At 64.2% G+C, this 26,360-nt stretch carries 29 protein-coding genes; 9 read left to right on the top strand and 20 right to left on the bottom strand.

Annotation, left to right across the window (positions count from 1 at the left end; genetic code table 11):
• Window positions 1-255: 255 nt before the first annotated feature.
• The 7 genes from GGD61_RS36405 to xoxF5 all read right to left on the bottom strand — a co-directional run bounded on the left by GGD61_RS36405 (window position 256) and on the right by xoxF5 (window position 8,210).
• Window positions 256-513: a hypothetical protein gene (locus GGD61_RS36405; RefSeq protein ID WP_018320740.1), complete on the bottom strand. Its 258-nt coding sequence runs from the start codon at window positions 511-513 to the stop codon at window positions 256-258.
• Window positions 514-585: 72 nt separating this feature from the next.
• Complete coding sequence (locus GGD61_RS36400) at window positions 586-2,913, bottom strand: molybdopterin cofactor-binding domain-containing protein (protein WP_092261826.1); 2,328 nt, start codon at window positions 2,911-2,913, stop codon at window positions 586-588.
• 1 nt (window position 2,914) lies between these two features.
• Complete coding sequence (locus GGD61_RS36395) at window positions 2,915-3,367, bottom strand: (2Fe-2S)-binding protein (protein ID WP_018320738.1); 453 nt, start codon at window positions 3,365-3,367, stop codon at window positions 2,915-2,917.
• 674 nt (window positions 3,368-4,041) lie between these two features.
• Entirely contained in the window at window positions 4,042-4,605 is a 564-nt protein-coding gene (gene gfa / locus GGD61_RS36390) for an S-(hydroxymethyl)glutathione synthase (RefSeq protein ID WP_018320737.1), read from the bottom strand.
• A 32-nt stretch (window positions 4,606-4,637) separates the two neighbouring features.
• Window positions 4,638-5,747, bottom strand: a complete 1,110-nt coding sequence (locus GGD61_RS36385; RefSeq protein WP_018320736.1) for an S-(hydroxymethyl)glutathione dehydrogenase/class III alcohol dehydrogenase — start codon at window positions 5,745-5,747, stop codon at window positions 4,638-4,640.
• A gap of 60 nt (window positions 5,748-5,807) precedes the next feature.
• The gene (locus tag GGD61_RS36380; RefSeq protein ID WP_018320735.1) at window positions 5,808-6,296 is read right to left on the bottom strand and encodes a c-type cytochrome, methanol metabolism-related; all 489 of its coding nucleotides are present in this window, start codon (window positions 6,294-6,296) and stop codon (window positions 5,808-5,810) included.
• 111 nt (window positions 6,297-6,407) lie between these two features.
• Complete coding sequence (xoxF5, locus tag GGD61_RS36375; RefSeq protein ID WP_018320734.1) at window positions 6,408-8,210, bottom strand: lanthanide-dependent methanol dehydrogenase XoxF5; 1,803 nt, start codon at window positions 8,208-8,210, stop codon at window positions 6,408-6,410.
• A 511-nt stretch (window positions 8,211-8,721) separates the two neighbouring features.
• On the opposite strand from xoxF5, the gene GGD61_RS36370 reads away from it, so the two are divergent.
• Window positions 8,722-9,690: a helix-turn-helix domain-containing protein gene (locus GGD61_RS36370; protein ID WP_018320733.1), complete on the top strand. Its 969-nt coding sequence runs from the start codon at window positions 8,722-8,724 to the stop codon at window positions 9,688-9,690.
• A gap of 37 nt (window positions 9,691-9,727) precedes the next feature.
• Here the strand turns inward: GGD61_RS36370 and GGD61_RS36365 are convergent, their stop codons facing one another.
• From GGD61_RS36365 to GGD61_RS36340, 6 genes are all read right to left on the bottom strand, one after another.
• The gene (locus tag GGD61_RS36365) at window positions 9,728-10,153 is read right to left on the bottom strand and encodes a hypothetical protein (protein ID WP_092261825.1); all 426 of its coding nucleotides are present in this window, start codon (window positions 10,151-10,153) and stop codon (window positions 9,728-9,730) included.
• Window positions 10,154-10,297: 144 nt separating this feature from the next.
• Window positions 10,298-11,287 (bottom strand): tripartite tricarboxylate transporter substrate binding protein, encoded by a 990-nt coding sequence (locus GGD61_RS36360; protein WP_183232128.1) that lies wholly within the window; start codon window positions 11,285-11,287, stop codon window positions 10,298-10,300.
• A 110-nt stretch (window positions 11,288-11,397) separates the two neighbouring features.
• Window positions 11,398-12,423, bottom strand: a complete 1,026-nt coding sequence (locus GGD61_RS36355; RefSeq protein WP_092261823.1) for an FUSC family protein — start codon at window positions 12,421-12,423, stop codon at window positions 11,398-11,400.
• A 247-nt stretch (window positions 12,424-12,670) separates the two neighbouring features.
• Complete coding sequence (locus GGD61_RS36350; protein WP_092261822.1) at window positions 12,671-13,600, bottom strand: transporter substrate-binding domain-containing protein; 930 nt, start codon at window positions 13,598-13,600, stop codon at window positions 12,671-12,673.
• A complete protein-coding gene (locus GGD61_RS36345) occupies window positions 13,597-13,953 on the bottom strand; it encodes a cytochrome c (protein ID WP_091966698.1) in 357 nt (118 codons plus the stop codon). Before GGD61_RS36345 ends, GGD61_RS36350 begins: the two co-directional genes overlap by 4 nt.
• A gap of 11 nt (window positions 13,954-13,964) precedes the next feature.
• Complete coding sequence (locus GGD61_RS36340; protein WP_018320727.1) at window positions 13,965-15,629, bottom strand: methanol/ethanol family PQQ-dependent dehydrogenase; 1,665 nt, start codon at window positions 15,627-15,629, stop codon at window positions 13,965-13,967.
• A gap of 342 nt (window positions 15,630-15,971) precedes the next feature.
• On the opposite strand from GGD61_RS36340, the gene GGD61_RS36335 reads away from it, so the two are divergent.
• The 5 genes from GGD61_RS36335 (at window position 15,972) to GGD61_RS36315 (ending at window position 18,628) form a co-directional block, all read left to right on the top strand.
• Window positions 15,972-16,364 (top strand): EF-hand domain-containing protein, encoded by a 393-nt coding sequence (locus GGD61_RS36335; RefSeq protein ID WP_018320726.1) that lies wholly within the window; start codon window positions 15,972-15,974, stop codon window positions 16,362-16,364.
• 131 nt (window positions 16,365-16,495) lie between these two features.
• Window positions 16,496-16,849: a hypothetical protein gene (locus tag GGD61_RS36330; protein ID WP_092261820.1), complete on the top strand. Its 354-nt coding sequence runs from the start codon at window positions 16,496-16,498 to the stop codon at window positions 16,847-16,849.
• A gap of 229 nt (window positions 16,850-17,078) precedes the next feature.
• Window positions 17,079-17,159 (top strand): pyrroloquinoline quinone precursor peptide PqqA, encoded by an 81-nt coding sequence (gene pqqA, locus GGD61_RS36325; RefSeq protein WP_012029362.1) that lies wholly within the window; start codon window positions 17,079-17,081, stop codon window positions 17,157-17,159.
• A gap of 262 nt (window positions 17,160-17,421) precedes the next feature.
• Window positions 17,422-18,264, top strand: a complete 843-nt coding sequence (locus tag GGD61_RS36320) for a hypothetical protein (RefSeq protein WP_244550802.1) — start codon at window positions 17,422-17,424, stop codon at window positions 18,262-18,264.
• Window positions 18,265-18,418: 154 nt separating this feature from the next.
• Window positions 18,419-18,628, top strand: a complete 210-nt coding sequence (locus GGD61_RS36315) for a hypothetical protein (protein WP_092261818.1) — start codon at window positions 18,419-18,421, stop codon at window positions 18,626-18,628.
• Window positions 18,629-18,637: 9 nt separating this feature from the next.
• Here the strand turns inward: GGD61_RS36315 and GGD61_RS36310 are convergent, their stop codons facing one another.
• From GGD61_RS36310 to GGD61_RS36290, 5 genes are read right to left on the bottom strand one after another with little or no spacing between them, the layout of a single operon-like run.
• Complete coding sequence (locus tag GGD61_RS36310) at window positions 18,638-18,985, bottom strand: hypothetical protein (RefSeq protein WP_026202409.1); 348 nt, start codon at window positions 18,983-18,985, stop codon at window positions 18,638-18,640.
• Between the two features lie 26 nt (window positions 18,986-19,011).
• The gene (locus GGD61_RS36305) at window positions 19,012-19,815 is read right to left on the bottom strand and encodes a pentapeptide repeat-containing protein (RefSeq protein WP_177237451.1); all 804 of its coding nucleotides are present in this window, start codon (window positions 19,813-19,815) and stop codon (window positions 19,012-19,014) included.
• Window positions 19,816-19,863: 48 nt separating this feature from the next.
• Window positions 19,864-20,592, bottom strand: coding sequence for an ABC transporter ATP-binding protein (locus tag GGD61_RS36300; RefSeq protein ID WP_092261816.1), 729 nt, complete (start codon window positions 20,590-20,592; stop codon window positions 19,864-19,866).
• On the bottom strand, window positions 20,582-21,319 hold the full coding sequence (locus tag GGD61_RS36295) for an ABC transporter permease (RefSeq protein ID WP_018320721.1): 738 nt from the start codon (window positions 21,317-21,319) through the stop codon (window positions 20,582-20,584). The genes GGD61_RS36300 and GGD61_RS36295 overlap by 11 nt, the downstream gene beginning before the upstream one ends.
• 1 nt (window position 21,320) lies before the next feature.
• Window positions 21,321-22,319 (bottom strand): ABC transporter substrate-binding protein, encoded by a 999-nt coding sequence (locus GGD61_RS36290; protein WP_183232127.1) that lies wholly within the window; start codon window positions 22,317-22,319, stop codon window positions 21,321-21,323.
• An 87-nt stretch (window positions 22,320-22,406) separates the two neighbouring features.
• Between GGD61_RS36290 and GGD61_RS36285 the strand changes: the two genes are divergently transcribed.
• Window positions 22,407-22,766, top strand: coding sequence for a hypothetical protein (locus GGD61_RS36285; RefSeq protein WP_092261859.1), 360 nt, complete (start codon window positions 22,407-22,409; stop codon window positions 22,764-22,766).
• A 186-nt stretch (window positions 22,767-22,952) separates the two neighbouring features.
• On the opposite strand, the gene GGD61_RS36280 is transcribed toward GGD61_RS36285, so the two are convergent.
• Window positions 22,953-23,771, bottom strand: coding sequence for a quinoprotein dehydrogenase-associated SoxYZ-like carrier (locus GGD61_RS36280; RefSeq protein ID WP_177237449.1), 819 nt, complete (start codon window positions 23,769-23,771; stop codon window positions 22,953-22,955).
• 57 nt (window positions 23,772-23,828) lie between these two features.
• Complete coding sequence (locus tag GGD61_RS36275; protein ID WP_092261813.1) at window positions 23,829-24,755, bottom strand: quinoprotein relay system zinc metallohydrolase 2; 927 nt, start codon at window positions 24,753-24,755, stop codon at window positions 23,829-23,831.
• A 126-nt stretch (window positions 24,756-24,881) separates the two neighbouring features.
• Between GGD61_RS36275 and GGD61_RS36270 the strand changes: the two genes are divergently transcribed.
• Both GGD61_RS36270 and GGD61_RS36265 read left to right on the top strand, forming a co-directional pair.
• Window positions 24,882-25,763 (top strand): substrate-binding domain-containing protein, encoded by an 882-nt coding sequence (locus GGD61_RS36270; protein WP_183232126.1) that lies wholly within the window; start codon window positions 24,882-24,884, stop codon window positions 25,761-25,763.
• Window positions 25,760-26,317 (top strand): PQQ-dependent catabolism-associated CXXCW motif protein, encoded by a 558-nt coding sequence (locus GGD61_RS36265; RefSeq protein WP_179735799.1) that lies wholly within the window; start codon window positions 25,760-25,762, stop codon window positions 26,315-26,317. The genes GGD61_RS36270 and GGD61_RS36265 overlap by 4 nt, the downstream gene beginning before the upstream one ends.
• Window positions 26,318-26,360 lie beyond the last annotated feature (43 nt).

Raw genomic sequence — 26,360 nt, 5'->3', positions numbered from 1 at the left:
GCGAACACTAGAGACCTCGCTGGCAATTGCCGTGACCGCGCCCCTCTCTCCTCATGTCCTCAGCCTCCAAGACCGATAACGCAACAGGCCCCTTGGGGGAGAAGGTGGCGCGAAGCGCCGGATGAGGGGTTCTATCCGCGCTCTCATCGCGAGGGGGACTCGCCGAGACAACCCCTCACCCAAGTGAGCTCGTGTCAGCCAACGTCGCTGCCCTCTCCCGCAGGGGGAGGGCGCATCAATGCGCAGACGCGAAGGCTACTTCCCCTGACGCTCCACCTTGTCCTTTTCCTTCTGGTTCATCTCGCGAACCTTGGGATCCGGATTGTGCTGTCCGGTGGTCTGGGTGGTCGAGGCAGGCGGGGCGGCGTTGGGCAGCGAGTTCTGGTCCGGCGCGGTGGGACGTGTCGCGGTGGCCGGCGGCGTCGTGTTGCTCTGGGCGAATGCGCCGGAGGCCGTCACAAGAAAGGCGCCCGACAGCAACGAGACTGCGAGCGCCTTTGAGATATTTGTCATCGATCTGCTCCTGTCAGATCGATGGAAACGGCGCGAGACCGCTTGTGTTCCGTCTCGCGCCTCTGTTCCGTCTCACGCTTCCAATTGTTTGCCGATCGGAAGCGAGCGGATGCGTTTTCCGGTCGCCGCGAAGATCGCATTGATCAGCGCCGGTGCGAATGGCGGAACACCGGGCTCGCCGACGCCGCTCGGCGGCGTGTCGGGTCCGGGTGGCACGATGTAGACGTTGGTCACCACAGGAGATTCATCCATCCTGACGACCTGGAAGTCGTCAAAGTTCTTCTGCTGCACCTTGCCGTCCTTGAAGGTGATCTCGCCGTATTTGGCAAGGCTCAGCCCCATGATCGCCGCGCCTTCGATCTGCGAGGCGATGCGCTCGGGGTTGACATAGGTGCCGCAATCGATCGCCGTGTCGACCCGTGGCACCGTCAGCTTGCCCTTGTCGTCGACGGCGACCTCGACGATGGTCGCGATGTAGCTGACGAAGCTGCGGTGCACCGCGATGCCAAGGCCGTGGCCCTTCGGTACCTTGCGTCCCCACTCACCCTTCTCGGCGACCAGTTCGACCGCCTTGCGCAGGCGCGCGGTGTCGATCGGGTAGCTCTCCTGGGGCTCGCCGTAGTTCCAGAGGTCTTTCACCTCCGGTTTGACGATGCGCGGGCTTCCGATCAGCGCGAGCAGCGTCTCCTTCTGGTCGCGGCCGGTCGCTTGCGCGATCTCGCCGACCATTGATTGCACAGCGAAGGCGCGCGGGATGTTCGAGACCGAGCGGAACCAGCCGATGCGGGTGAACGCCGCGGCTTCCGGATTCTCGCACGAGATGTTGGCGATCTCGAACGGCATGTCGACGAGGCCCATGCCGATCTCGAACGGGGCCTGGTGCACGGTCCCGGCAGCGAACGTCGAGGCGATGCTGGGGGCCACGCTGCGATGGCGCCAGGCGACCACCTTGCCGCTCTTGTCGAGGCCGGCCTCGATCCGCTCGACCGAGACGGTATGCAGGAAGCCGTTATGGATGTCGTCCTCGCGCGTCCACTGCACCTTCACCGGTGCGCCGAGCTCCTTCGAGAGCAGCGCGGCCTCGAGCGCAAAGTCGCATTTCGACTTGCGTCCGAAACCGCCGCCGAGAAGCGTGACGTTGACGGTGACGTTGCCCTCGGGAATGCCGAGCGTCTTGGCGACGTCCTCGCGGGTGCCGCCGGGGCTCTGCACCGGCGCCCAGATCTCCGCCTTGTCGCCCTTGACGTCGGCGACCGCCACCGGCGTCTCCATGCTGACATGAGCAAGATGCGGGACGTAGTACTCGCCGACGATCACCTTGTCGGCTCCCTTCAGGGCAGCGTCCGCATCGCCCTCCTTGCGCAAGACGAGGCCCGGCTTGCGCGAGGCTTCCTCGAGCTCCTTACGGTAGGCGACGGAGTCGTATTTGCCGTTGGGACCATCGTCCCAGACCAGCTTCAACGCATCCCGGCCCTTGATCGCCGCGCCGGTGTTGCGCGCGATCACGGCGACGCCGCCGAGCGGCTGGAACTTTGATGGCCACGGCCAGCCTTGAACCTTCAGCACCTTCTCGACGCCGGGGACCTTCAGCGCCGCATCGGGATCGAACGAGACCAGCTTGCCGCCGGTTACCGGCGGGCGCGCGATCACGGCATATTTCATGCCCGGCAGCCGCACATCGGCGCCGTAATGCGCCTTGCCGGTGGTGATGTCGTGGAGATCGACGATGCCGACCTGGCCCTTGCCGAGATACCGGAAATTCTTGGGGTCCTTCAGCTTGAGGCCTTCGATGCTGGGCACCGATTCCTTGGCGGCGTCGGCAGCGAGCTCGCCGAAGCCGAGCTTGCGGCCACTGGCGCTGTGGACGACCTCGTGATTGACCGCCTTGACCTCGGTCGCCGGCACGCCCCAGCGCTTTGCCGCGGCCTGCTCCAGCATGGTGCGGGCCGAGGCGCCAATCTGGCGCATCGGGATCAGATAGTGCCGCGTGCTGCGCGAGCCGTCGGTGTCCTGGTTGCCGAACTTGACCTCGTCGCCATGGGCCTGCTGCACCTTGACCCTGGACCAGTCGGCTTCCATCTCCTCGGCCACGATCAGCGGCAGGCTGGTGCGGACGCCGGTGCCCATTTCCGAACGGTGACCCACGATGGTCACGATGCCGTCGGGCCCGACCGAAACGAACACGCGCGGATCCACCACGACGCCGTGCGGCATCTTGCCGGCGCCGGTCTCGTAGGCCAATGCCTGGCGCGACATCACGGGTGCGGCGAGCACGAAGCCGCCGGTGATGCCGAGCCCCTTCAGGATGCTACGGCGCGAGACCTTCTCGACCTTGATGTTCTTTTCGAAGCCACGTTTTTCGAAGCTATGGAGCTTGCCGGGATTGTCGATGAAATTCATGTCACACCCCCGTCGATGCGAGATGGACCGCGTTCTCGATGCGCTGGTAGCAGCCGCAGCGGCAGATGTTGCCTGACATCGACTCGCGGATCTGGTCGTGCGAGGGTTTCGGGTTGTCCATCAGAAGCGCGGCGGCCTGCATGATCTGACCGGCCTGGCAGAAGCCGCATTGCGGTACGTTGACCTGGCGCCACGCCTTCTGCACCGGATGATCGCCAGTCGGATGCAGCCCTTCGATCGTGGTGACCTCGCGTCCGGCGACGTCATTGACCGACGTGATGCAGGCGCGCACGGCCTGCTTGTCGACGATGACGGTGCAGGCGCCGCACAGGGCCTGGCCGCAGCCGTACTTGGTGCCGGTCAGTCCGGCCTCGTCACGCAGGAACCAGAGTAGTGGGAGATCCGGGTCGCCGTCCCAGCTCTGTTCCTGGCCGTTGATCTTCACCTTGATCATGATCGTCCCTCGCTCTTCATAAGCATGCCAAATTCAAAGCTTGCCGACGCCGATCGGCGACGGCTCGTGCCTGGTCGCGCCACATTCCGCCCTCGTCCCGCGCGGGCAGATCCCGGAGGGAGGCAGGAACGCCGATGGCGATGTCTGGATGTGCTCGATACCTCCCCCGTTTTTGTTCTTAATTGATTGAACGTCGTGCGGCATCGTGACGGCGCGATCGTAGCAGAGATCACCACCGCCCGGCGTTCACAGCCGGGTGTTCTCACCGGGAAAAGATTGCATCGATGGTTTGTCAAAAGCAGGGCGCGTCAGCGCGCCGCGTGGGCCGCGTATTCGCAAACAGGGGGTGCGATGAAAAAAGCTTCGTCCGCCAGAAAGACTGCGCGGACGAAGCAAGGTGCCTCAGTCGAGGGAGGGAGAAACGCAGGAGCCGGGAACTTCAAGACGGAAGTTGGCGGCGCTGCGCAGTCATTCAGAGACCAGGACTGAGGGAGCCAATCACGCTCGCATACGCGTAGCTTGCAGGGGCGGCGGCATCGCCGCGACTGTCCCGGGGCCGGGCCCGGTCCGGCTCGCTGGCACTGATCAAGGCCAGCGAGCGGATAGGGCCTGGCGAACGTCCGATCGCCTTGTTCAGGCGGCCTTTGCTCAGGCGGCCTTGTTAGGCGGCCTTGTTAGGCGGCCTTGGCTTTGGCGACGTGGGTCGCGATCGCATCCATCAGCGCCGGTGACAGGCAATCATAGGGCTCGAGCCCGATTTCCTTCAGCCGCGAACGGATGCCCGCCATCTGCTCCGGCTTCACGCCCGCTTCGATCACCGAGGAGACGAAGGCGGCGAATTGCGGCGCCTGCGAGCCCTGCTCCTGGAACAGCTCGGGATGAATGAAGTCGAGACCGTAGAACGGGTGGCCCTTGTTCTCGATGCGGCCGTACATGTGGGTGCCGCACGCCTTGCAGGCGTAGCGCTGGATCACCGCGGACGGATCGACGATCTGGAGCTTGTCGCCGTTCTCGAGCACGGTGACGTTCTGGCGCGGCACCACGGCGACGACGGAGAACGTCGCGCCCTGCGGCTTCCAGCACTTGGTGCAGCCGCAGGCGTGATTGTGGGCGACGTCGCCCTTGATGCCGACCTTGACCTGGTGGTCCTTGCATTTGCAGGCCAGCGTGCCGCCGGCGAAGCTGCCGCTGCCCTGTTTGAGGCCGTTGTCGATCGATGGATGGAGTGCAACAGTCATGGGTCGATCCTCCTTGGGGTGACGCTTTCGAGCTAGTAGACGACGACTGAACGGATGGATTTGCCCTCGTGCATGAGGTCGAAACCCTTGTTGATCTCTTCGAGCTTGAGCACGTGGGTGATCATCGGATCGATCTGGATCTTTCCGTTCATGTACCAGTCGACGATCTTCGGCACGTCGGTGCGGCCGCGGGCGCCGCCGAAGGCCGTGCCGCGCCAGTTGCGCCCGGTGACGAGCTGGAACGGGCGGGTGGCGATCTCCTTGCCGGATTCGGCAACGCCGATGATGATCGAGGTGCCCCAGCCGCGATGGCAGGCTTCCAGCGCCTGGCGCATCACCGTGGTGTTGCCGGTGCAATCGAAAGTGTAGTCGGCGCCGCCATCGGTGAGGCCGACGAGGTGCTGGACGATGTCGCCGGTGATCTTCTTGGGGTTGACGAACTCGGTCATGCCGAACCTGCGGCCCCAATCCTCCTTAGAGTCGTTGATGTCGACGCCGATGATCTTGTCGGCGCCGGCCATCTTGGCGCCCTGGATCACGTTGAGGCCGATCCCGCCGAGGCCGAACACCACCACGTTGGAGCCGGGCGTGACCTTCGCGGTGTTGACGACGGCGCCGACGCCGGTGGTGACGCCGCAGCCGATGTAGCAGCTCTTGTCGAAGGGGGCGTCCTCACGGATCTTGGCGACCGCGATCTCCGGCAGCACGGTGAAGTTCGAGAAGGTCGAGCAGCCCATGTAGTGATAGACCGGCTTGCCCTTGTAGGAAAAGCGGCTGGTGCCGTCGGGCATCACGCCCTTGCCTTGCGTCGCGCGGATCGCGGTGCAGAGATTGGTCTTCTGGCTGAGGCAGCTTTTGCACTGCCGGCATTCCGGCGTGTAGAGCGGGATGACGTGGTCACCCGGTTTCACCGAGGTCACGCCAGGGCCGATCTCGCGGATGATGCCCGCACCCTCATGTCCCAGGACCGATGGGAAAATTCCCTCGCTGTCGAAGCCGTCGAGCGTATAGGCGTCGGTATGGCAGATGCCCGTCGCCTTGATCTCGACCAGGACTTCGCCGGCCTTCGGTCCTTCCAGATCGAGCTCGACGATCTCGAGCGGCTTCTTGGCTTCGAAAGCGACGGCGGCACGTGTCTTCATTGGTAGCTCCTCAAATTCTCGCAAGGTGCCAAGAGGTAGTCTCGGCAGCCTCAGCAACGTTCATTTATGGCCCATGCAGGCGTCTTCCGCCTTGGTGTAGGCCTCCGTTTTCTCCTCCTTCTTGGAGGGACGCTGCCGGCCCCATGCTTCGGTGGAGCGGGCGCGCAGATAGACGTACAGATCGTCCATGTAGCAGGCGACGTTCGGATTATCGCCGAAGGCGGGCATGACGTTCTCCTGCGCGGTCGAGATGTTCTTGCGACCGGAGGCGACGACGCCGAGGAAGTCGCCATAGCTCATGGACTTGACGGAATCCTTGAGCGCTGGCGCGTAGGTGGAGCCCATGCCGTCAGGCCCATGGCAGACGTGGCAGTCGGAGTGATAGCGGCGGTATCCGGAATAGGTGAACCAGTCCACGGTGCCGTCGGAAATCTTGTAGGTCGGAGTGCCTTCCTTATCGAGCCACTTTCCGTCGTCTTCCTTCTTCACGGCGGTCGGATCGCCCGGACCGTCCGCGACCGCAATTCCTCCGGACGCAACCAAGATCATCGCAGCAATGACAGAGCAGATTTTACGCAAGAGATTCATCCTCGAAGGAGCCCGGGGGAGACGAGCCGGCGCGTGGATTTGATTCCACGCGCCGGAGCGATGCTGATGGGCCTAGTTCGGCAGCGCGAACACGGTCAGCGTACCGCCGAGTGCCGTGTAGTTGCTGAGGGCCGCATAGCCACCGACCGCGCCGAGACCTGCGGTCGGATCGGTCAGGCCTGCCGCCAGACCGATGCCGGCCCAGCCGCCGACGCCGGAGAGCACTGCGACATACTGCTTGCCGCCGTTCTCGTAGGTGGTGACGTTGCCGATGATGCCGGAGGGAGTCTTGAACTTGTAGAGCTCCTTGCCGGACTTGGCGTCGACCGCCTTCAGGTAGCCTTCGAGCGTGCCGTAGAACACCACGCCGCCGGCGGTTGCGAGCGCACCCGACCAGACCGAGAACTGCTCCTTGTTCGACCAGACGATCTTGCCGGTCTTGCCGTCCCAGGCGATGAAGTTGCCCATGTGGGTTTCACCCGCCGGCGGATACATCGAGAGCGTCGCACCCACATAGGGCTGGCCCGCGGTGTAGCTCACCTTGAACGGCTCGTAGTCCATGCAGACGTGGTTGGTCGGAACGTAGAACAACTGCGTGTCCGGCGAGTAGGCTGCCGGCTGCTCGTCCTTGGTGCCGAGCGCGGCCGGGCAGATGCCCTTCACGTTGACGTCCTCGCCCGCCTTGTCGGTCGAAGCTGCGTCGAGCACCTTCGGACGGCCGTAGGTCGGCGAGTTCTTGTCCATGTCGACGCCGGAGGTCCAGTTCACCTTCGGATCGTACTTTTCGGCGACCAGGAGTTCGCCGTTGGTGCGGTCCATGGTGTAGGCGAGGCCGTTACGGTCGAAGTGCGTCAGCAGCTTGCGCGGCTGGCCGTTGATCGACTGGTCCGAGAGGATCATCTCGTTGACGCCGTCATAGTCCCATTCGTCGTGGGGCGTCATTTGATAGACCCACTTGGCGACGCCGGTATCCGGGTTGCGCGCCCAGATCGTCATCGACCATTTGTTGTCGCCGGGACGCTGCTTCGGATTCCAGGTCGAGGGGTTGCCCGATCCGTAGTAGACGAGGTTCAGCTCGGGATCGTAGGAGATCCAGCCCCAGGTGGCACCGCCGCCGATCTTCCACTGATCGCCTTGCCAGGTCTTCAGGCTGGAATCCTTGCCGATCGGCTTGCCGAGCGCGGTGGTCTTGTCGTCGACCAGGAGCTGGTTGTCCGGTCCTTCCGAATATCCGCGCCATGCCAGCTTGCCGGTCTTGATATCGTAAGCCGACATATGGGCCTGGACGCCGAACTCGCCGCCGGAGATGCCGATCAGCACCTTGTCCTTGACGACCATGGGGGCCGACGTGCCGGTCTCGCCCTTGCTCGGATCGCCATTCTTGGCGGTCCACGCAACTTGACCGGTCTTGACATCGAGCGCGACGAGGGTGGTGTCGGCTTGATGCAGGAAGATCTTGCCGTCGCCGTAGGCCAGGCCGCGGTTGACGGTGTCGCAGCACATCACCGGGATGACGTTCGGATCCTGCTTCGGCTCGTACTTCCAGACGATCTTGTTCTCCTGCGAAAGGTCAATGGCATAGACCTTGTTCGGGAACGGCGTGTGGACGTACATCATGTTGCCGATGATCAGCGGGCCGCCTTCATGGCCGCGCAGCACGCCGGTCGAGAAGGTCCAGGCCACCTGGAGCTTGCCTACGTTCTGTGCGTTGATCTGGTTGAGCTTGGAATAGCGGGTATTGGCGTAGTCGCCGGTCGGCATCACCCAGTCTTTCGGGTTCTGCGACATCTTGACCAGCTCGTCATTGGCTGAGGCGCCCCCGACGGCGAGCGCCGCCGCGGAGCCAAGAAAGGTCGCCAGTAGCACCTTGCGCATAGTTATTCCTCCGTTGGTCTCGTTTATTGTTTCCGAAGCAATACTGATTCACCGGGCTTCTCGTCCGGCGTCTGCTCGTGCAGGGCGGTCACGATTGGGACCAGAAACGATGCTGTGCTGTTTCCTCCTCCTGATGAGAGCCACGGGTCCACGTGCAGGAGCGGCCCGTTCTTGTTGTTCCTGCCGCAATCCCTAACGACTTCGTCATCGGGAAACTTGCCCAAGAGAGAAGGCGGTTTGCTTCATAGCGCACGGACGCGAAGATTTTGATTTTGCAGTAGCGAATTCAGCGGCTTCCGCATCGCTTTGACAGTGCCTTCAACGCTCAGGTTCCCCTTGACGGCGCTGCAACTAAGGCGGAGGATTAAGTTTCAAGGGTGGCAATGGAACGATGGCGCTCGTGCCAAAAGACCGCTCAAATTCGAGGTAAACGTCACGCAATCACGGCTGAGGGCTCCGGCAGCGCTGGTTGCGATTCGCGTCTCTCCGGATCAAACCAGTGGCTGGATTAATGTCCGACACCATTCACACGCTCTCGACGACCGGCATGACGCCGAAGCGCCAGATCCAAAGCTGGATCGACGGGCTGACGAGTCTGTGTGGGCATTTCGACGTCGATCCGCTGGAGGCGTCCTCGCTCGAGGGCCGCATCGACTACACCAGCGTCTCGCGCCTGAAGCTCTGCCAGATCGAAGTGAGTCAGCATCGCATCGCCCATACGCTGGCGCGCGCCAAGGCCAACGAGCATCCGTACATCAAGATTCACTTCCAGACCTACGGCGTGTCCTATTTCGAGCAAGAAGGCCGCCACATCGAAATCAACCCGGGCGACATCATCGCCTATGACGTCTCCTGCCCGCATTCGATCATCAGCCCGGCCTTCACCCGTCACGACGTCGTGATCGTGCCGAAGGCGCTGCTGCGCGACCGCGGATTCCCGTCGCAGCGGATGCCCGCCTGCAAGCTGTCGTCGAAGACAGGGACGGGGCGGATCGCCCACGATTTCGTTCATGCGACCTTCGACGAGGCGGCAAAGCTGTCGGCAAACAGCGCGGTCGGCGTCGCCGATTCGCTGATCGACCTGCTGCTGCTGCCGCTGCGCGAAGCCGACACGATGTTCGACCGTGTCGGGCCCGAAGCGATGTATGTGCGCGCGCAGTTCTTCATCCGCGAGCACCTGCGCGATCCGGATCTGTGCATCGACCAGATCTCGACCGAGCTCGGCTGCTCCAAGCGCTATCTGCACATGCTGTTCTCGGAGCGCGGCACCACGGTGAGCGACTACATCTGGCAGGCGCGCCTGCAGAACTGCCGCCAGGAGCTCGAGGCCCACGCCGGCAAGACCATCACCGACGTCGCGTTCTCCTGGGGCTTCTCCAGCTCATCGCATTTCAGCCGGGTGTTCCGGAAATATTTCGGCGTGGTGCCGTCCTCGATCCACAAGGCGCAGCAGGCCACCGCGAGTTCGGGCGAGCACTAGGCCGGACGCAAGAGGCTGCCAGCGATTGCTATCCCGCTTACGCCGACGTCGCAATATAGGGAATGCTGCCCACGAGAGCGACGAGCAGCGCCGCGTTGCCCAGCATTCCGCTCCAATGTAGCCTGCGCAACCGACGCGGGGCTTCGGCATCGCCGGCGTCCCTTGCGCTGAGCTGGTCGTCCATCCGCCGCATGAACCAGCTGCGCCCCCAGATTGCCAGGGCAGCGATCATGCCGACGCCCATCGCAGCCGCCAGGCGGCCGTCGAGGAGGAGGGCCACCGTTCCAATCACGGCGGCGATGCGCATCACCAGAAAATGGGCGTTGAACATTCCGCGCAGCAGCTGGGCGACGGGCTGGATATCGAGCTTCACCAGCAGGAAGGCGGGCGATGCCAGCGTGAAATAGCCCATCGGAAAGAGCAGGATGACCATGACGGCGACAGCGACTCCATCCGGTGTCATGCAATCGGCCTTTCCCGTTCCGCCCCGATGAAGGCTCTCGGCGGTGGCGCACAATCATAGCGTGAAATTGCGCTTCCGACACTAGGCTTTGGTCGGAAGCCGGCCCGGGAAGGACGGCGGGCGCGTTGCGTCGCCCCTGGATCCTCAAGCCGGCTCGAGGCCGAGAGACTTCGCGCTCTCGATCCAGATCGGCAGTTCGCGCTGATACAGGGCGTTGCTCTCCTTGAAGCCGATTGCGGGTTCGAGCACGAAGGTCGTGAGAACTTCCTTCACTTTCGGATCGTTGTTGGCGGCAACGCACAGCTCAGCCAGGCGGTCGACGACCGCTTGCGGCGTTGCCTTCGGCACGGCCCAGCCCGAGAAGCCGCTCACGGTGAAGAATTTCGAGGTCGCGCCCTGCTCCGGGAGGGTCTTGATAGCAGGGATCACATCGACCTTCTTCGAATGCACCGCGAACACGGTGCCGCGGTCGCTTTGCAGGACCGACTGGGCCGCCGTGTAGCTGCCCATCGCGGCATCCAGCGTGCCTTCGAGCATCCCCGTCCACATCGGGGCTTCGCCGCGGTAATGGACCGGCTCGATGGACAGGCCATACTGCTTGTTGAGCTCGTTGATCGTCATGTGCGGGGCCGAGCCGGCGCTATAGGTGCCGAAGTTCACCTTGCCGCTCTTGCGTGCGAACGCGACGAAATCCTCCAGCGTCTTGACCCCGGTCTTGGGGTTCGCGACCAGCAACGGGCCGGCACCCGGAATGACGCTGACGAGCGCCAAATCCTTGTCCATGTCGTAGCCGGGATTCTTCATCACCACCCGGTTCATGATGTAGGTGGTCGAGATCGAGCACAGCATGGTGTGGCCGTCGGGCTCGGCGCGGGCGACTTCGGCGGTGCCGATCGCGCCGGAGGCGCCGGGCTTGTTCTCGACGACGACAGTCTTGCCGACCTGCTTGGAGATGAACTCACCATAGGCGCGCGCGAGCAGGTCGGTCTGCCCGCCGGCGGGATAGCTGCAAATCATGCGAATCTGCCGCGACGGCCACGCGGCTTGCGCCGAGGCGTTGCGCATGACGAAGGGCATCGCAAGTGCGGTGGTACCGGCGGCGACGAAGTGGCGGCGATCGAATTTGGCGGACATGATTCCCTCCTGATTTTGGCCGAACCTACTGCATCAGGCTGGCGCCGCCATGGCCGGCGAGCGAGACAGATTGGCGCATTCGACACAGCGGCGAGGTGCCCATTCGCGCCTCACCCGGGGGGCGACCGCGCCTTACGCATGATGCGCAGCCACACGATCTCGGTCAGGGCCACGGCAATGAGGCCAAAGCTGCCGCCGATCAGCACGTTGACGATGCGCTCCTCCGCGATGCCACTGGCGCCGCCGGCAAAGGAGGCGGCCAGCGCGATGAAGAAGCAGCGCAGGCCGAAGCCGAGGATGTAGCGGGAAAACGAGATCAGCGTGAGGGTCGCCGCCAGCACCGCGAGCGCGTAGCCGACGCGGCTCTGCGGCAATACGATGCCGGCGAGGAAGCCCAGCGGCACGCCGACGAAGGCGCCGATCGTACGCTGCTTCAGCTTGTCGGTGGACGTCGAGAGATCGCCGACCACGACGCTCGCGGCCGACCACATCACCCATTGCCCCTGCGCAAGGTTCAGGATTTCGACCAGCGCCGCCGCCGCGAACACCGCCATGGCGGTTGCCAGCGCGGGCAGGAACCACTCGGCCGCGGGCGGCCCGAACGAGGTTGCGGCATCGCCTTGCCGCCGCTGGTCGTAAATCCGGATGGCGCAGACCAGTGCCAGCGCGATCGGCGAGGAGGCGACGATCACGCCGGCATGCCGCAGCGCTTCGGCGGTGCTCACGCCCTCGCGCACCTCGCAGGCGAGATAGACGGCGGGGATGAATACCCAATTGCCCAGCGTGCGGAAATGCTCGCCATAGCGGGTCCCTGCCACCGCCAGAAAACCGGCAAGCGCCGTCAGCACCGCGAATAGCGGCTTGATCGGGGCTGCCAGGAAGAGTGCGGCAAAGGTCACGAGGATGGCGAGGTAGTGCCAGACGATGACTTTCGGCGGAAAGTGCTGCCTGAGCGCGGGAATGAGCAACGAGACCGCGACCAGCCCGAGATTGAGCAGCGCCGTTTCGCGCGCGATGAAATAGGCGGCCACCATCGGTCCGGCGACAATCAGCGCGCGCAGCAGCTCGGCGGTTTTGATTTCGCGGGAGAGCAGGTCGCGCAGGTTGGTGGCGGACGGGCTGATGGGCGAATTCACGGAGCACCAAAGGGGCGAATGAAAAGCCAAGCATAGCACGGAATGATGCAGAACTTTGCGAAGGGCTCGACGGCCTTGCCGCACCCTCGCTGTCATCGCCCGCCTTGTGCGCAATTGCGCACTGGGGGGCGATCCAGTACTCCGTGACGGTTGTGATTGACCCGTTGGGCCGCGGCGTACTGGATGCCCGGCTTCGCGGGTATGACAGCGGAGCGCGCGGAGGTGCTGCCGCTCGCCGCGACCAGCTCTACCGCTGAATGATCTTCATCCACACGTCGCCCAGGATCGCAGGCTCGCGCGGTGGCAGGTAGGTGAGCCCGGCCTGCATGCCTAACTCTGCGATCTTGCCTTCGGCCGCGAGCCCCGTCAGCGCCTTGTTGACGGCGTCGATCAGCGCGTCATCGCTGGCCAGTCCGACATAGCCGCGATTGGCGCCGATCGGATAATAATATCCGGACGCCGTGATCGCCGTGTCCGGATGCGCGGCGCGATGGGCGTCGAAGCGGCCGAGGTCGATCAGCGTCGCGTCATGGTCGCCGCGCCGGAGTGCGCCCAGCAGATCGTCGCGGCCGGGGACGAGATGGGTGATGTTGTCGATCAGCCGCCCCTTGTCGAAGGTCATCAGGATGGCATCGCCGAGCGAGCCGCTTTCGATGACGAGACGAAGGCCGGCGAGATCGCCGATGTCGCCGATCTTGCGGCCGCTTGCCTTCGGCCCGAGCACGACCGTCATCGGCGAATAGACGTAAGGCTGGCTCGGCGCGAGCACGCCGAGTGCGACGCGGCGCCGCCGATCGTCGCGCGTGGCCCCGGCGAAGTCAGGCAAGCGCGCCGTCTTCATCCCGGGGGCGACGAGCGAATCCTTCGTCAGCGCGTAGCCGCCGACGAGCGAGCAGCGGCCATCCGAGAGCAGCGCATTGGCCTCGAGCTGTGGACTCGAATCCTCGTCCAACTTGCTCTCGAACCACTGGATCGTCAGCTTCCGTCCGAGCCGCTCCGCCATTGCCTGCGCCAGCAGCACGTCGAAGCCGGCATCCGGCTTGCCGCGGTGGTGCATCGAGAACGGCGGCCGGTCCTCGTCGAGACAGATCTTCAGGGGATCGTCGGCCGCAAGGGCGACCGACCCCATCGTCGAAAGAAGGGCCGCAATGCTCCATGCAGCACGCCGGCCCCTCATGGCTTCCTCCGGCTGGAGATGAAGGCCCAGAGGGAGCCGATCTCCTCGTCGTTGAGGATATCGCCCCACGGCGGCATCTTGTTGTTCTTGCCGTTCTTCACTGTGGTGACGAAGCGCGTCTTGTCGTCGGGGATGGCACGCAGGTCCGGCGTGATCGTGCCGGAGTTCATCAGATTGGGGCCGTGGCAGTGCGAGCATTTCGAAGCATAGGTCGACTTGCCGTGGTCGATCTGTGCCTGCATGGGATTGCCGGTTGCGTCGTCCGCGGCGCGAACGGTCGCCGCAAGCGCGACCGTCAGCCCCGCGACGGCGGCGAGGACCGCCGCCGTCTTGTGAGATGGTTTTCTCAGCATCATGCCGTGGATTACTGCTTGACCGCAAAGACCCACAGCGAGCCGCCGGGCGGCACGTTGGCAAGCCGCTCGTCGCCCGAGAACAGCGAGTAGACGCCGCCATAGCCGCTGGTCACCGCGACATACTGCACGCCATCCTGCTGCCAGGTCACCGGCTGGCCCTCGATGCCGGACCCGGTCTGGAACTGCCAGAGCTTCTTGCCGGTGTCGGCATCGAAGGCCTCGAACTCGCCGGTCAGGGCACCCGAGAACACGACGCCGCCCGCGGTCGACAGCACGCCCGAGAAGCGTGGAATGTCGCTCGGTGCTTCCCATTTCGACTTGCCGGTCATGGGATCGATCGCCTTGAGATGACCGCGCGGCCCGTCGCCGTACTCCCAGAGGTCGGTCAGGTCCATCCCGAGATACCATTCACCCTGCTTGAAGGTGACGGGCTCAGTCTTGTACCTGCCGCCGAAGGCGAGCGTGTTGGCATAGGCAAGGCCGGTCTGCGGGTTGAAGGACATCGGCTCCCAGTTCTTGCCGCCAAGGATCGACGGATAGACCGTGACCTTCTTGCCCTCGCGCGCGTCCTTCGACACGTCGGTCTCGATCGGACGTCCCGTCTTCATGTCGATGCCGGTTGCCCAGTTGACCTTCACGTAAGGGTTGGCCGCGAGCAGCTTGCCGTTGGTGCGGTCGAGCACGTAGAAGAAGCCGTTACGGTTGGCGTCCATCAGCACCTTGGTCGGCTTGCCCTCGACATTCATGTCGGCGAGGACCATCTCGGCCACGCTGTCATAGTCGAACGGATTGTTCGGCGAGAACTGGTAGTGCCACTTGATCTTGCCGGTCTTGGGATCCATCGCCAGCACCGAGCAGGTGTAGAGATTATCGCCGGGACGCACCGCCGAGTTGAACGGTCCGGGATTGCCGATGCCCCAATAGATCGTGTTCAACTCGGGATCATAAGACCCCGTGATCCAGGTCGAGCCGCCGCCGAGCTTCCAGGTATCGCCCTTCCAGGTATCGCCGCCGGGCTCTTCCGGTGAGGGGATCGAATGGGTGCGCCACAGATGCTTGCCCGTCGCAGGATCCCAGCCGTCGATGAATCCCCTGGTGCCGAATTCGGCGCCGGAGATGCCGGTGATGACGACGCCGTCGGCGACAAGCGGGGCCACCGTCATGGAGTAGCCTTCCTTGATGTCGGCCGCCTTCTGCCGCCACAGCTCCTTGCCGTTCTTGGCGTCGAGCGCGATCACGTTGGCGTCGAGCGTGGTGCGAAACACCTTGCCGTCATAGAGCGCCGCACCGCGATTGATGATGCCGCAACAGACGATGCGCGGCGTCTCGGCGGGATATTCGACCTTGGTCTTCCAGATCTGCTTGCCGGTCTTGGCGTCGACCGCCATGGTCGCGTTGTGCGAGGTCACGTAGATCACGCCCTGGTACACCAGCGGCTGCGATTCCTCGCTGCGATCGTCGTTGAACGAGTAATTCCAGACCGGGACGAGGTTCTTGACGCTGTCCTTGTTGATCTGGTTCAGCGTCGAGAAGCGCTGCAGATTGTAGCCCATCCCGTAATTGAGAACGTTCGATGTATCGGTCGCGCCCTTGACCAGTTGCTCGGTGGTCTGTGCGCTTGCACAAGTCGATGCAAGCATGACGAGGCTCGCGGCCATCGCAAAGCGTTTCATCCGTTCCTCCCAATATGCGCGCCTTTTGACGCTGCGGGAGCAACATTCCGTCGGAAACCAAAACGCGTCAATACGAAAGTCATAAGTGTCGTGTCGATATCGTTGAACAGGCGCCGGTCACCTTACGGAAACCTGACGGCAACCGAGTCCCACTTGTGCGGAGACGCTGAAAAATCCCGCGACGCGACGCAGCTCCGGGCGTCGGTCGTTCGGGGGCGCAAGCCGGGTTCCCCGGGGTTGTCGCGCGCGCAAGTTGCAGTTACGGACTTGAACCTGGGACCGCTTGTGGATTTATTTCGTTGTGTCCCGCCCGAACCGGGGCTCTTCATCTGGGAGGTCTTGATGATTTCGCGTCGCTCAGTTGCGCTTGCACTCACCATTGCATTGTTGTCCGGTCCGGCGTGGTCGGCCTCCGGCAGCGCAGTCAAGTTGTTCGACACCGACAATGACGGCACGCTCGATCTTGCCGAGGTGAAGAAGGCGGCCGCCGCAACGTTCGCAAAGCTCGATCCCGATCGTGACGGCACGCTCGACGCGCGCGAATTGCGCGGGCGGTTGACGGCGAAAGAGCTTGCCGCGGCCGATCCCGATCGCGATGGGACCCTGACGCTCGACGAATATCTCGCCGTGGTCGAGCAGCGCTTCAACGCGGCCAATCCCGACAAGGACGGAACGCTGGATGCGAAGGAGCTGAATTCGCGCGCTGGCCGGTCGCTGCTGCGATTGTTGCGGTGAACGGTGAATCGGAACAGACGAGGGGGCGTTTGCGGGCATTTCCGCTCCGACACTCGGAACATCAGGCTGTTCGGCCTGTTCTCTTCGCGAGTCCTGCTCGGCGCCGGGGCAGCGCGGCGGGAGAAGAGGAGATGCAGATGAACACGAAACGTTCCATTCTTGCTGCCTGCGCGATCCTGGCGTTGAGCGCCGGCGTCGCCGTCGCCGGCCCGTGCAACACGGGCAGCGCCAGCACTGACAAGAGCGCCAGCACTGACAAGGATGCCGGTTCTGGTCCCGTGACGGTAGGCGCAGCGCAGTCGCACTCGTCCAGTTCAGCGGGCGACACCAGCCAGCATCCGCCGACCAGCACGATGAATCGTGCAAGTGGTGAAACGCCGGCTTCATCCGAAGATGCGCAGCGGCAGATGCAGAGCCAGCCGACGGCGGCTCAGCGCGCCGAAGGTGCCAAGCCGGACGCCGCAATGGCCGACAAGGGCTGCTGACGGCGACGGTGCCATTCGTGTCGATTCGACGTGCGGTGCGTCGCACAAGACGGTGTCCCGCAGGTCGTGTTTGACCAAGAGGGAACTGGCTTTGTCCGAGAGAGAAATGCAGCCGCGAAGAATCGACACGGACGCGCTCGACAGGCGAATCGAGGCTTGAACTGCACCTAACGCAGCCCTAGGTTTTGCGCCGCGCGATGTCGCGCTCAATACCTTGGGGAGACCCCGAATGGCTTGGAAAGCTCCGAAGATCGTGGAAGTGCCGGTCGGCATGGAAATCAACATGTACGCCTGCGCTGCGCGCAAGTAAGACTGACGACCTGCCGCGGCTTCGACGGTGAACGCCGTCGAAGCCGTGGCAGTGTCGGATCTCAGGCCTGGCATCGTTGTGCTCTGCGTCTTGCCATCGACGCGATGACACGCCTGCGCAGGCTTCAATCATCTTCCATCAAAATCTCGACCACGCTCTTGCTGCAGTGTGTTACGCTGATGCTCGGTCAGCGCTGCTGCCGCATCAAAGCGGCGCGCGCCTTCGGGGCATGGGGATGCGCGGCGGAGTTCGCAGACTTCTGATGGTGATTGCAGGCGCGATCGCGCTGACACCGACGCATGGGCACGCCGAGGAGGGCTTCGATACCGAGCACATCTTCGGCTTCATGATCGGCACCGATGTCGGCAATCCCGGCGAGCGCGAATTCCAGAGCCAGACGACGGGGCGCTTCGGCAAGGGCGGCGGGACCTATCGCGCTCTTGAGAAAGAGGTCGAGATCGAGATCGTGCCGCTGCCGAACTTCCGCATCGAGGTCGGCGCCGCCGCCAGCTTGCACGACATCACCGGTGTCCCTGATATCGACGACCGCCGCCAGATCAACTTCCAGGGCGCCTCGCTCGACCTGCGTTATCGCCTGCTCAACCGCGAGCACGCCCCGTTCGGCCTCACCATCGCCGCCGAGCTCCATGGCGACCGCATCGACGAGACCAGCGGCGCGAAGGGGCGGATGTACGGCACCGAATTCACCCTCGCTTTCGACCGCGAACTCATCCCGAACTTTGCCATCGGCGCCCTCAACCTGATCTATCAACCGGAATGGGCGCGCTTCGAGGTGGCAGGGCAGTCGGAAAAGAGTTCGACGATCGGTGCGGCGTTCGCCGGCCTGGTGCGTGTGCGGCCCAACATGCTGCTCGGCGGCGAGCTGCGCTACTTCCGGCAATACGAAGGCATCGGCCTCGGCGAGTTTTCAGGCCAGGCCCTGTTCGTCGGCCCGACCGCTTATTTCCAGCTCTCCGAACGCTCGCGGCTGACCTTGAGCTGGAGCATGCAGGCCTGGGGGCGCCCGGCCGGATCGGGCGGCAATCTCGACCTCGTCAATTTCGAACGCCACCAGGCCCGGATGGTGTTCGGGGTTAATTTTTAGCAGAGAGCGTCGTCATGCCCGGGCTTTGCTTTGCCCGGAAGCACGGGAAGAGCCCAGTTCCGGCCCCATTTCTCGCCCGGATCTGAAACTTCCGCTTCCGTGGAACGTAACCTTTCGTGCTAATCTTGACCGCGCCTTGCGAGAGGATCCCGGCATGAACCCGATTGACCTGGTGGTGACTGTGTGTGCGGTGCTCTCGCCTGCGACCTGCGAGGAACAGCATCTGATGTTCAACTATGGCGGGTCGCCGCGGCAATGCGCGATGGCCGCGCCCCCCTATATCGCGCAATGGGTCGGCGACCATCCGAAGTGGCAGGCGGTGCGGTGGCGCTGCGAATATCCGCACCCGAACGACAGGGCGTGAGGCGTCTCGCTACTTGCTGCAGTCTTTCAGATCCTTGTCGGCGATCGAGAACACCGCGTCCGCCCTGATCTCGATGTCGCGAACGACGCATTGCCGCGCATTGGGATAGCTGACCTTGGCGTCGTAGCGGCCCGGCTCGACGCCGGTGATGCGCAGCCGCTCGTCGTGGTCGACCTCCTTGTCCTTGTCGTTCAAGCACTGGTTCGGGCCCCAGTCGGTCTTGCCGGCGGGTGAGAGCTGGAAGCCGGAGATCGTCTCCGTCGTCAGGTTCCAGAGCCTTATGCCCTTGCCCTTGGCCTGCGCGGCGGCTTCGCCGGCAAGCGTCAACGACGCGATCAAAGCTAGAACCCAACGCATCAGCCAGTCCTCCCAAAGGCGGGCCATCATTCCCTGATCAGGCGCTCGCGGTTCTTTGCCTTGTCGAAATTTTTGGCGCGGTCAAGGCCGTTCAGTGCGATCAGCTTCGCCGAGACGAGATCGGCGCCGTCGAAATCGGCGTCGATGACGATGGCGCCCGTCAGATCGGCTCCGCCGAGTTGGGCGTTTTTCAGTGATGCGCCGCTCAGATCGGCGCCCCTGAGGACTGCGAATTCGAGGTCGACGCGCGACAAATCGGCGTTGCGCGCGTTCAGCCGTTCCAGATTGGCGGATCTCAGCACCGCGCGCATCAGCCCCATCGACTGGTTGCGCATATCGGCGCCCAGATTCGCGTCCGCGATCGAAGCGCCGACCAGGCTTGCGCCGGTGAGATCGGCAGCGATGCGCGCTCCTGACAGGTTCGCGCCGTCGAGACGCGCGCGGGCCATTTGCGAGGCGAACAGATTGGCGCCCTTCAGGCTTGCGCCGGTAAGATCCGCATCCAGCAGCCACGCCTGATCGAGGATTGCACGGTCAAGCCTGGCGTCTCGGAGTATTGTCTTGTTGAGCCGCGCGGCGCGGAAGACCGCGTTGGACAGGTCCAGCCCCGAGAGATCGAGGCCCGACAGGCGTTTGCCGGTGAAATCGGCAGGCTGCGCGGCGCTCGCTTTGGCCAGCACGGCCTCGACCTCTGGCCTGGTCATTTCGGACGAGACCATCGCGGGGGAGGTGAGGTCGACGTCGCGCATCATGTCCTGCGCGCCCGCCGTCATCGTGACGAGTGCAAGACCAAGCGTTGCCAGCGTTGAGAGGGCGACCGTCCGCGTCATCATCGACTCCGCCGCCGGCCCAGCCTAGCACGTCCGCCAGGCGACCGGCTATGAGACATCTCGCTCAGTGCGGTCGCCTTGAGTTCGTTGGGCGAGGCCGGCCTTGATCGCCGCAATCTCGGCTTCGTCGCGTCTGTCGCGCGGGATGCCGATAGGCACCTCGGCCACGATCCGCGCTGGCCGCGGCGACAGGAAGAACAGCCGGTCGCCGAGGCGCACTGCATCGTCAAGACTGTGTGTCACCAAAAGCGTCATCACCGGACGGCTGGCCACCAGCGTCGCGATCTCGTCGCGCAGGCGGCCGGCGAGCGCATCGTCGAGCGAGGCGAGGGGCTCGTCGAGCACCAACAGATCGGGCTCGACTGCGAAAGCGCGCGCGAGCGCGACGCGCCGGGCAAGACCGAGCGACAACTCGCCGGGAAAGTGGCTTCGATGCGCTTCCAGCTCCAGAATTCTGAACAGCTCCGACAGCTTCGCCTCGGTCACGTCGGGCGCCGCCAGCCGCACATTCTGCTCGACCGAACGCCACGGCAACAGCCGCGGCTCCTGGAACACCATGCCGATCCGCGCCTGCGGTGGCCGCGCAACGTGGCCCCTGAAATCGCTATCGAGCCCGAGGATGATGCGCAGCATTGTGCTTTTGCCGCAGCCGGAGGGGCCGATCAGCACACCGACCTCGCCGGGGCAAAGCGCGAATTTGAGCGGCGCCAGCACCTCGTGCGTCCCGCCCGCGGCACTCCTGAACGTCTTGCCTGTGATCTCGACCTCAAGCCGCACGGGGCCGCCACCGTGTTGCGCGGGCTTCGAACGGCTGCACCAGCAAGGTTTCGATCACGAGCACGACCGCGGCGAAGGTCAGCGAATAGGCCAGCAGCCGCGGCGTGTCGAACAGCTGGAAGGCGACGCCGATCTCGAAGCCGACGCCGTTCGGACGTCCCAAGAGCTCGGCGACCAGCACGATCTTCCACACCAGCGACAGTCCGGAGCGGGCGGCCGCCGCGATATAGGGCGCAAGCTGCGGCAGCACGACATGGCGGAACGCGCGCCAGCGCGGCATCGCGAACACGCTCGCCATCTCGTCGAGCGAGCGGTCGAGCGCGCGGGTGCCCTCGCGCAAGGTGACGACCGCGGTCGGCAGCTTGTTGATGGCGATCGCCGCGATCGCGGCGGCCTCGGTCAGGCCTGCCCAGATATAGGCCAGCACGATCACGACCAGCGCCGGCAAATTGAGCAGCAGGATCAGCCAGGGATCGCCGAGCTTATCCGCAAGCCTGACCCGTCCCATCAAGTAGCCGATGGCGCTGCCGAGCGACATCGCCAGCACGAAGGCGAGGGTGACGCGCGCCAGCGTGGCGCCGAGATGCAGGAACAGCGCGCCGGATGAGGCTTCCGCGATCATCACCTCGAGCACGGCCGGCGGGGAGGGCAGCTTCGCGCCGCCGACGAACAGCGCGGCAATCCACCAGATCGCGAGAAACAGGGCGAACGACAGAAGACGCAGCACCTCAATCTCCGGGGACCGCGTGATAGAACGTGCCCGGATCGAGCTCGGCCGCCGGGCCGACGAGGTCGCGGCCGCCGATCTCGGCGAGCACGCGGTAGAGCACGCGCGCGTCTTTCTCCTCGTCGTCGATGCTCCGGCGCGGAATACCGTCGCGATAGCGGTCGCGATAGGTCTTGAGCATGGCTGCGTCGGACGTGCCGGTGAGCGGCGCGATCTTGTCCCAGGCCGCATCCGAGGTCACTAGCAGGTCCTTGGCCCTGCGCGTCATCGTGATGAAGCGCGCCACGGCGTCGCGATGGCTCGCCGCCCAATTCTCGTCGAAGACATAGCCGACCGCGGAGACCGCGCCTTTGGCACCGAGCTTCGGCAGAATGTCCTCGATGCCGGCGAGGCGGCGAAATCCCTTGGCCTCGAGCTGGGCACAGAAATTCCAGAAATTGAGGCTCGCCTCCATCTCGCCGTCGAGCGCCTTGGCGGCGATCAGGGGCGGGGCGCCGTAGGCGATGGTCGCCTCCGACTTCAGGTCGATGCCGTCCTGCTTCATGCTCGCCTGGAGCAGCAGCCAGCTCTTGTCGATCGCCCCGCCGGCGACCGCGAGCTTGCGCCCCTTCAGGTCGGCGAGCGTCTTGATCGGAGAGGATGCGGGTACCATCACCGCGCCGAGCGCGCTGGAATAGGGATAGAAGGTGAGCTTGGCACCGAGCGCGCGCTCGCGCGACACCCACAGCCAGTCCGACAGGATGATGTCGGCGCTGCCTGCGCGCATCGCGATCTTGCCGGCCTCGGTGCTCGCGAGCTCGGTGACCTCGAGCGAAAGGCCCGCCTCCTTGTCGAGGCCGCTCGCGCGGATCGCGGCCAGCTCCCAGGAAAATGTCCCGGTTTTCTGCACCGCAAGGCGGATCGTATCCGCGGCGCGGCCGGGCGCGGCCAATGTCAGCGCCAGCGTCGTCGCCAGCGCAAATGTCCGACCAAGTGCCCTTATCACGCCAAATGCTCTCATCACCTTGTGAGCCGTTTCCTCTGACAGAGTGCTTTTCAGGACAATACGCATAGCATAGCTTTGCTCGCAACCCGCGGGAGGATGCGCATGAAACTGGCCGGACAGCTACGACCGATTGTCGCCGCATTGACGGTGTTGGCGGCGACCGCGTGCGTGGCGCGGGCCGAGGAGGCCAATGATTATCCGACGTCCGCGCGCGCGGAGTATGTCTATGGCTGCATGAAGGCCAATGGCGAGAGCCGGCAATCGATCGAGCAATGTTCCTGCTCGATCGATGTGGTCGCCTCGATCGTCACCTATGAGCGCTACATGACTGCCGAGACCGCGCTCAGCATGTCCCAGGTCCGCGGCAACCTCGGCGTCCAGTTCCGCACCTCCGAGCAGGCGAACACGGCAGTGAACGATTTGCGGCGCGCGCAGGCGGAAGCCGAGGTGAGGTGTTTCTGATGATAGCGGCGATGTCTTACCCTCCCCTGGAGGGGGAGGGTCGATCGCGCGCAGCGCGAGCGGGGTGGGGTGATCTCTCCACTCGGCAATGTCGGATGTGGAGAGACCGTCGCCCCACCCCGTCTCACATTTCGCTGCGCTCCATGTGAGCCGACCCTCCCCCTCCAGGGGAGGGTGATCCGCCTCTCACGTCCCCGGCTTCTCTACATCCCACTCATTCCGGAACACGTGCCCATCCGTGTCCTTTGCTTCCGCGCGGAAACGCTTGGCGCCGTTGGAGACGTAGGTGAAGCGCAGATTGGGATCTTCCGAGATCGAGATGCCGCCTTCCATCGACAGCACGGGGCTGTCGTCCTGCGTCAGCTTCAGCTGGTTGACGAAGAAGGCGGGAATGTAGAGCTGCGTGACCTGGTCCATCTGCAGGCCGGAATTGTTGGGATGGCCGATCATGATCTGCGCTTCGCGGATGCGGCTCGCGGGCGCTTCCTCGCGCGCAAACTGCCGGTAGCGCATCTGGCCGAGCCGGTTTTGCGCCTCCTCGGCGTTCTTTCCTGCCGGCGCCGAGCAGCCGCCCGAGGCCTTCACATAGACTTTCGAGACATAGAGTTGGCCGTCGCTGAGCTCGGCCACCGCGTGCACATCGGTGTAATTGTTGACACGCACGCGCGTCGAGATCTCCGTGACATTGGCATCGGAGCCGAGCTCGAACTTCGCCGCCATCGGCGCCGGGTTACGGTCGATCACGAGCGTGATCGAACGGATACGGCGACTGTCTGCGGGTGACAGCTTGCTGCGCAGGGTCACCGGCACGATCGCCGCGTCCTCTGCGCGATACGGCATCTCGATGCCGATGACGGCGCTGCCGTCATTCATCGCACGGCTGTTGAAGATGTCCTGCACCAGGCCCGGCCAGGGATCGTCGGCTTCTTCAGCCTGCACTGGTGCGGCGAAGGCGATGCCGAACAGGGCGGCGATCAAGGGCAGGTGGCGTGTCCATCGGGTCATGGTCATGGTCCCCGGAGTCAGCGAGGCTGATCTCCTGCACCTATCGTAGCGCGCCTGCTACTCCCATTCAATTTCCGAAAATGCTGCAGTTGCGTTTCGGGCATTGTAATCGCCGAACAACTCCCAGCGCGGTCGCTCCTGTGCAGCCGCCTTGTCGGCGGCGGCTCGGATCGGCTCGCCCTTCTTGTTCAGCGTGCGCACGTCGGACAACAGCGTTGACAGGTAACGCCGCTCATCGGCCAGCGCAGCAGGCCAGTCGCTCACGGGGCCGTGACCGGGAACGACGCGTTGCGCCGGGATGGTCTCCAATTCCTTCAACGTGTCGAGCCAGCCGCGGATACTGCCGTCCATGACCGGAATGTGGCGAAGAAAGACGAGGTCGCCTGCGAACAGGGTTTTCGTCGTCTCGTCGTACACGGTCAAATCGCTGTCGCTGTGCCCGGTCCGCCAGGCGCGCAAGGTCAGGCGACGCGACCCGAGATCGAGCGTCATCGTGTCCGAAACCAAGAGGGTCGGGGCAACGATCTTCACGGGATCGATCAATTCGCTGCCCATGATGCGGCGAAAATTGTCGAGATAGTAGGGTCCGCGCGTCGCGAGCGCCTGCGGCAGCTTGCTGTGACCGACGAAGCTGGTGTCTCCGGCGGCGAAGGCCGCGTTGCCGAAGACGTGGTCGGGATGGCCGTGGGTGTTGATGACATAGCGAATCGGCTTGGCCGTGCGAGCCCGCACGGCGGCCAGCAGGGCCTCACCTTCGCGGAGGCTGCCGCCGGTGTCGATGACGGCTACGGCATCATCGCCCACGATGAAGCCGACATTGGCAATGTCGCCCTCGTTCTCGCGGGTCATCAGGGCAATGGCCCCGGAGTGTACGAAGATTCCCGGTGCGACTTCGCTCACAGGCAATTCGGCCGCCCCGGCCCGTGCTAGCGTTACGATCCCCAGCAGGGACAAGGCTGCGATCACTCGAGCGATGCGAGACACTTTTCTGCCTCAGTTCAAAGGGTTGCTGCATTGCACTGCAACAAAGCAAAGCCAGCGAAGTCTGGCAAAACATGGCGCGTCATGCGTTGCATGGATAGCATTCAAACAAAACGAGGAGGAAGCGCGATGACGGAGGCCGGACGACATCGTCGCTGGTTGTTTTCACTGGGGGTCCTGGTTGCGTCCTGTGCGTTCGGCGATGTCGCCATCGCACAGACCAGCGACAGCGGCGACCTCTCGTTCGAGCTGGTCGACCCGAACGTGCTGCGCGTCTGCGCCGATCCGCGCAATCTGCCGTTCTCGAACGAGAAGGGCGAGGGGTTCGAGAACAAGCTGGCCGAGCTGTTTGCCGACAAGCTCAAGAAGAAGCTCGACTACGTTTTCTTCCCGCAGGCCACCGGCTTCGTGCGGATGACGCTGGGCGCGCATCGCTGCGACGTCATCATGGGCTTTCCGCAAGGCGATGACGTCGTGCAGGGCACCAATCCCTACTACCGCACGTCGTACGCCCTAGTCGCCAAGGCCGGCAGCGGGCTCGAGGACGTCGATACGCTCGAGGATCCGAAGCTGAAGGGCAAGCATGTCGGCATCGTCGCCGGAACGCCGCCGGCGACCAACATGGCCATTGCCGGCCTGATGAGCGGTGCAAAACCCTATCCGCTGATGATCGACACGCGCTACGACAATTCGGCGCAAGCGATGGTCGACGACCTCGCCGCCGGCAAGATCGACGCCGGGGTGCTGTGGGGACCCATGGCCGGCTACTACGCGAAGAAGGTCGGCTCGCTTCACGTCACGCCGCTGGTGAAGGAAACCACGGGGCCGAAGCTGGTCTATCGCATCGGCATGGGCGTGCGTCCCGCCGACCAGAACTGGAAGCGACAGCTCAACAAGCTGATCCAGGAGAACCAGGGCGAGATCAACAAGATCCTGGTCGACTTCGGTATACCGTTGCTCGACGAGAGCGATCGGCCGCTCAGCGCGGAGGCGGCCAAGAAGTCGCCATGAGGCGGCGTCTTGCCGCTGCGCTCGTCGTTGCCGCGTTGGCGGTGCCGGCATCCGCGCAGCAGCAGGAGCCGTTCGAGCCCGAGGGTTATCGCGCCGACAATTATCGCGCACCGGTGCCGGCGACGCTCGCCGGCGCGCGCGTGCTTAACACTGTGGAAGCCGAAGCGATCTGGCGCGCCAGGAGCGGTGCATTCGTCGACGTGCTGCCGCGCCCGCCGAAGCCGAAGAACCTTCCAGCAGGCACGGTGTGGCGCGATGCGCCGCGCAAGAACATTCCGGGCAGCATCTGGCTGCCGGATACCGGCTACGGCAGTTTGCCGCCGGCCATGGACGATTATCTCCAGCGCGGCCTCGCACAGGCCTCGCGTGGCGACAAGGCCGCACTGCTGGTGATCTATTGCCTCGCCGACTGCTGGATGTCCTGGAACGCCGCCAAGCGCGCGCAGGCCTATGGCTACACCAACATCGCCTGGTACCCTGACGGCACCGACGGCTGGGAGCGCGCCAAGCTGCCGACGGAAGAGGTGCAGCCGGAGCCGCGGCCGGAGCAGTAGACGAGTGAACGCAGGTCTGCTCCCTCGCCCCGCTTGCGGGGAG

The organism is Bradyrhizobium sp. SBR1B, from assembly GCF_014198205.1.
Taxonomy (GTDB): domain Bacteria; phylum Pseudomonadota; class Alphaproteobacteria; order Rhizobiales; family Xanthobacteraceae; genus Bradyrhizobium.
The sequence above is the reverse complement of the archived record's forward strand: the minus strand, read 5'-3'. Positions and strand labels throughout refer to the sequence as shown.

What these genes read in the sequence shown, in the direction of transcription:
- GGD61_RS36405 (WP_018320740.1), bottom strand. Translation starts at nt 513, where the DNA reads ATGACAAATATCTCAAAGGCGCTCGCAGTCTCGTTGCTGTCGGGCGCC.
- GGD61_RS36400 (WP_092261826.1), bottom strand. Translation starts at nt 2,913, where the DNA reads ATGAATTTCATCGACAATCCCGGCAAGCTCCATAGCTTCGAAAAACGT.
- GGD61_RS36395 (WP_018320738.1), bottom strand. Translation starts at nt 3,367, where the DNA reads ATGATCAAGGTGAAGATCAACGGCCAGGAACAGAGCTGGGACGGCGAC.
- gfa (WP_018320737.1), bottom strand. Translation starts at nt 4,605, where the DNA reads ATGACTGTTGCACTCCATCCATCGATCGACAACGGCCTCAAACAGGGC.
- GGD61_RS36385 (WP_018320736.1), bottom strand. Translation starts at nt 5,747, where the DNA reads ATGAAGACACGTGCCGCCGTCGCTTTCGAAGCCAAGAAGCCGCTCGAG.
- GGD61_RS36380 (WP_018320735.1), bottom strand. Translation starts at nt 6,296, where the DNA reads ATGATCTTGGTTGCGTCCGGAGGAATTGCGGTCGCGGACGGTCCGGGC.
- xoxF5 (WP_018320734.1), bottom strand. Translation starts at nt 8,210, where the DNA reads ATGCGCAAGGTGCTACTGGCGACCTTTCTTGGCTCCGCGGCGGCGCTC.
- GGD61_RS36370 (WP_018320733.1), top strand. Translation starts at nt 8,722, where the DNA reads ATGTCCGACACCATTCACACGCTCTCGACGACCGGCATGACGCCGAAG.
- GGD61_RS36365 (WP_092261825.1), bottom strand. Translation starts at nt 10,153, where the DNA reads ATGACACCGGATGGAGTCGCTGTCGCCGTCATGGTCATCCTGCTCTTT.
- GGD61_RS36360 (WP_183232128.1), bottom strand. Translation starts at nt 11,287, where the DNA reads ATGTCCGCCAAATTCGATCGCCGCCACTTCGTCGCCGCCGGTACCACC.
- GGD61_RS36350 (WP_092261822.1), bottom strand. Translation starts at nt 13,600, where the DNA reads ATGAGGGGCCGGCGTGCTGCATGGAGCATTGCGGCCCTTCTTTCGACG.
- GGD61_RS36345 (WP_091966698.1), bottom strand. Translation starts at nt 13,953, where the DNA reads ATGCTGAGAAAACCATCTCACAAGACGGCGGCGGTCCTCGCCGCCGTC.
- GGD61_RS36340 (WP_018320727.1), bottom strand. Translation starts at nt 15,629, where the DNA reads ATGAAACGCTTTGCGATGGCCGCGAGCCTCGTCATGCTTGCATCGACT.
- GGD61_RS36335 (WP_018320726.1), top strand. Translation starts at nt 15,972, where the DNA reads ATGATTTCGCGTCGCTCAGTTGCGCTTGCACTCACCATTGCATTGTTG.
- GGD61_RS36330 (WP_092261820.1), top strand. Translation starts at nt 16,496, where the DNA reads ATGCAGATGAACACGAAACGTTCCATTCTTGCTGCCTGCGCGATCCTG.
- pqqA (WP_012029362.1), top strand. Translation starts at nt 17,079, where the DNA reads ATGGCTTGGAAAGCTCCGAAGATCGTGGAAGTGCCGGTCGGCATGGAA.
- GGD61_RS36320 (WP_244550802.1), top strand. Translation starts at nt 17,422, where the DNA reads ATGGTGATTGCAGGCGCGATCGCGCTGACACCGACGCATGGGCACGCC.
- GGD61_RS36315 (WP_092261818.1), top strand. Translation starts at nt 18,419, where the DNA reads ATGAACCCGATTGACCTGGTGGTGACTGTGTGTGCGGTGCTCTCGCCT.
- GGD61_RS36310 (WP_026202409.1), bottom strand. Translation starts at nt 18,985, where the DNA reads ATGCGTTGGGTTCTAGCTTTGATCGCGTCGTTGACGCTTGCCGGCGAA.
- GGD61_RS36305 (WP_177237451.1), bottom strand. Translation starts at nt 19,815, where the DNA reads ATGACGCGGACGGTCGCCCTCTCAACGCTGGCAACGCTTGGTCTTGCA.
- GGD61_RS36290 (WP_183232127.1), bottom strand. Translation starts at nt 22,319, where the DNA reads ATGAGAGCATTTGGCGTGATAAGGGCACTTGGTCGGACATTTGCGCTG.
- GGD61_RS36285 (WP_092261859.1), top strand. Translation starts at nt 22,407, where the DNA reads ATGAAACTGGCCGGACAGCTACGACCGATTGTCGCCGCATTGACGGTG.
- GGD61_RS36280 (WP_177237449.1), bottom strand. Translation starts at nt 23,771, where the DNA reads ATGACCCGATGGACACGCCACCTGCCCTTGATCGCCGCCCTGTTCGGC.
- GGD61_RS36270 (WP_183232126.1), top strand. Translation starts at nt 24,882, where the DNA reads ATGACGGAGGCCGGACGACATCGTCGCTGGTTGTTTTCACTGGGGGTC.
- GGD61_RS36265 (WP_179735799.1), top strand. Translation starts at nt 25,760, where the DNA reads ATGAGGCGGCGTCTTGCCGCTGCGCTCGTCGTTGCCGCGTTGGCGGTG.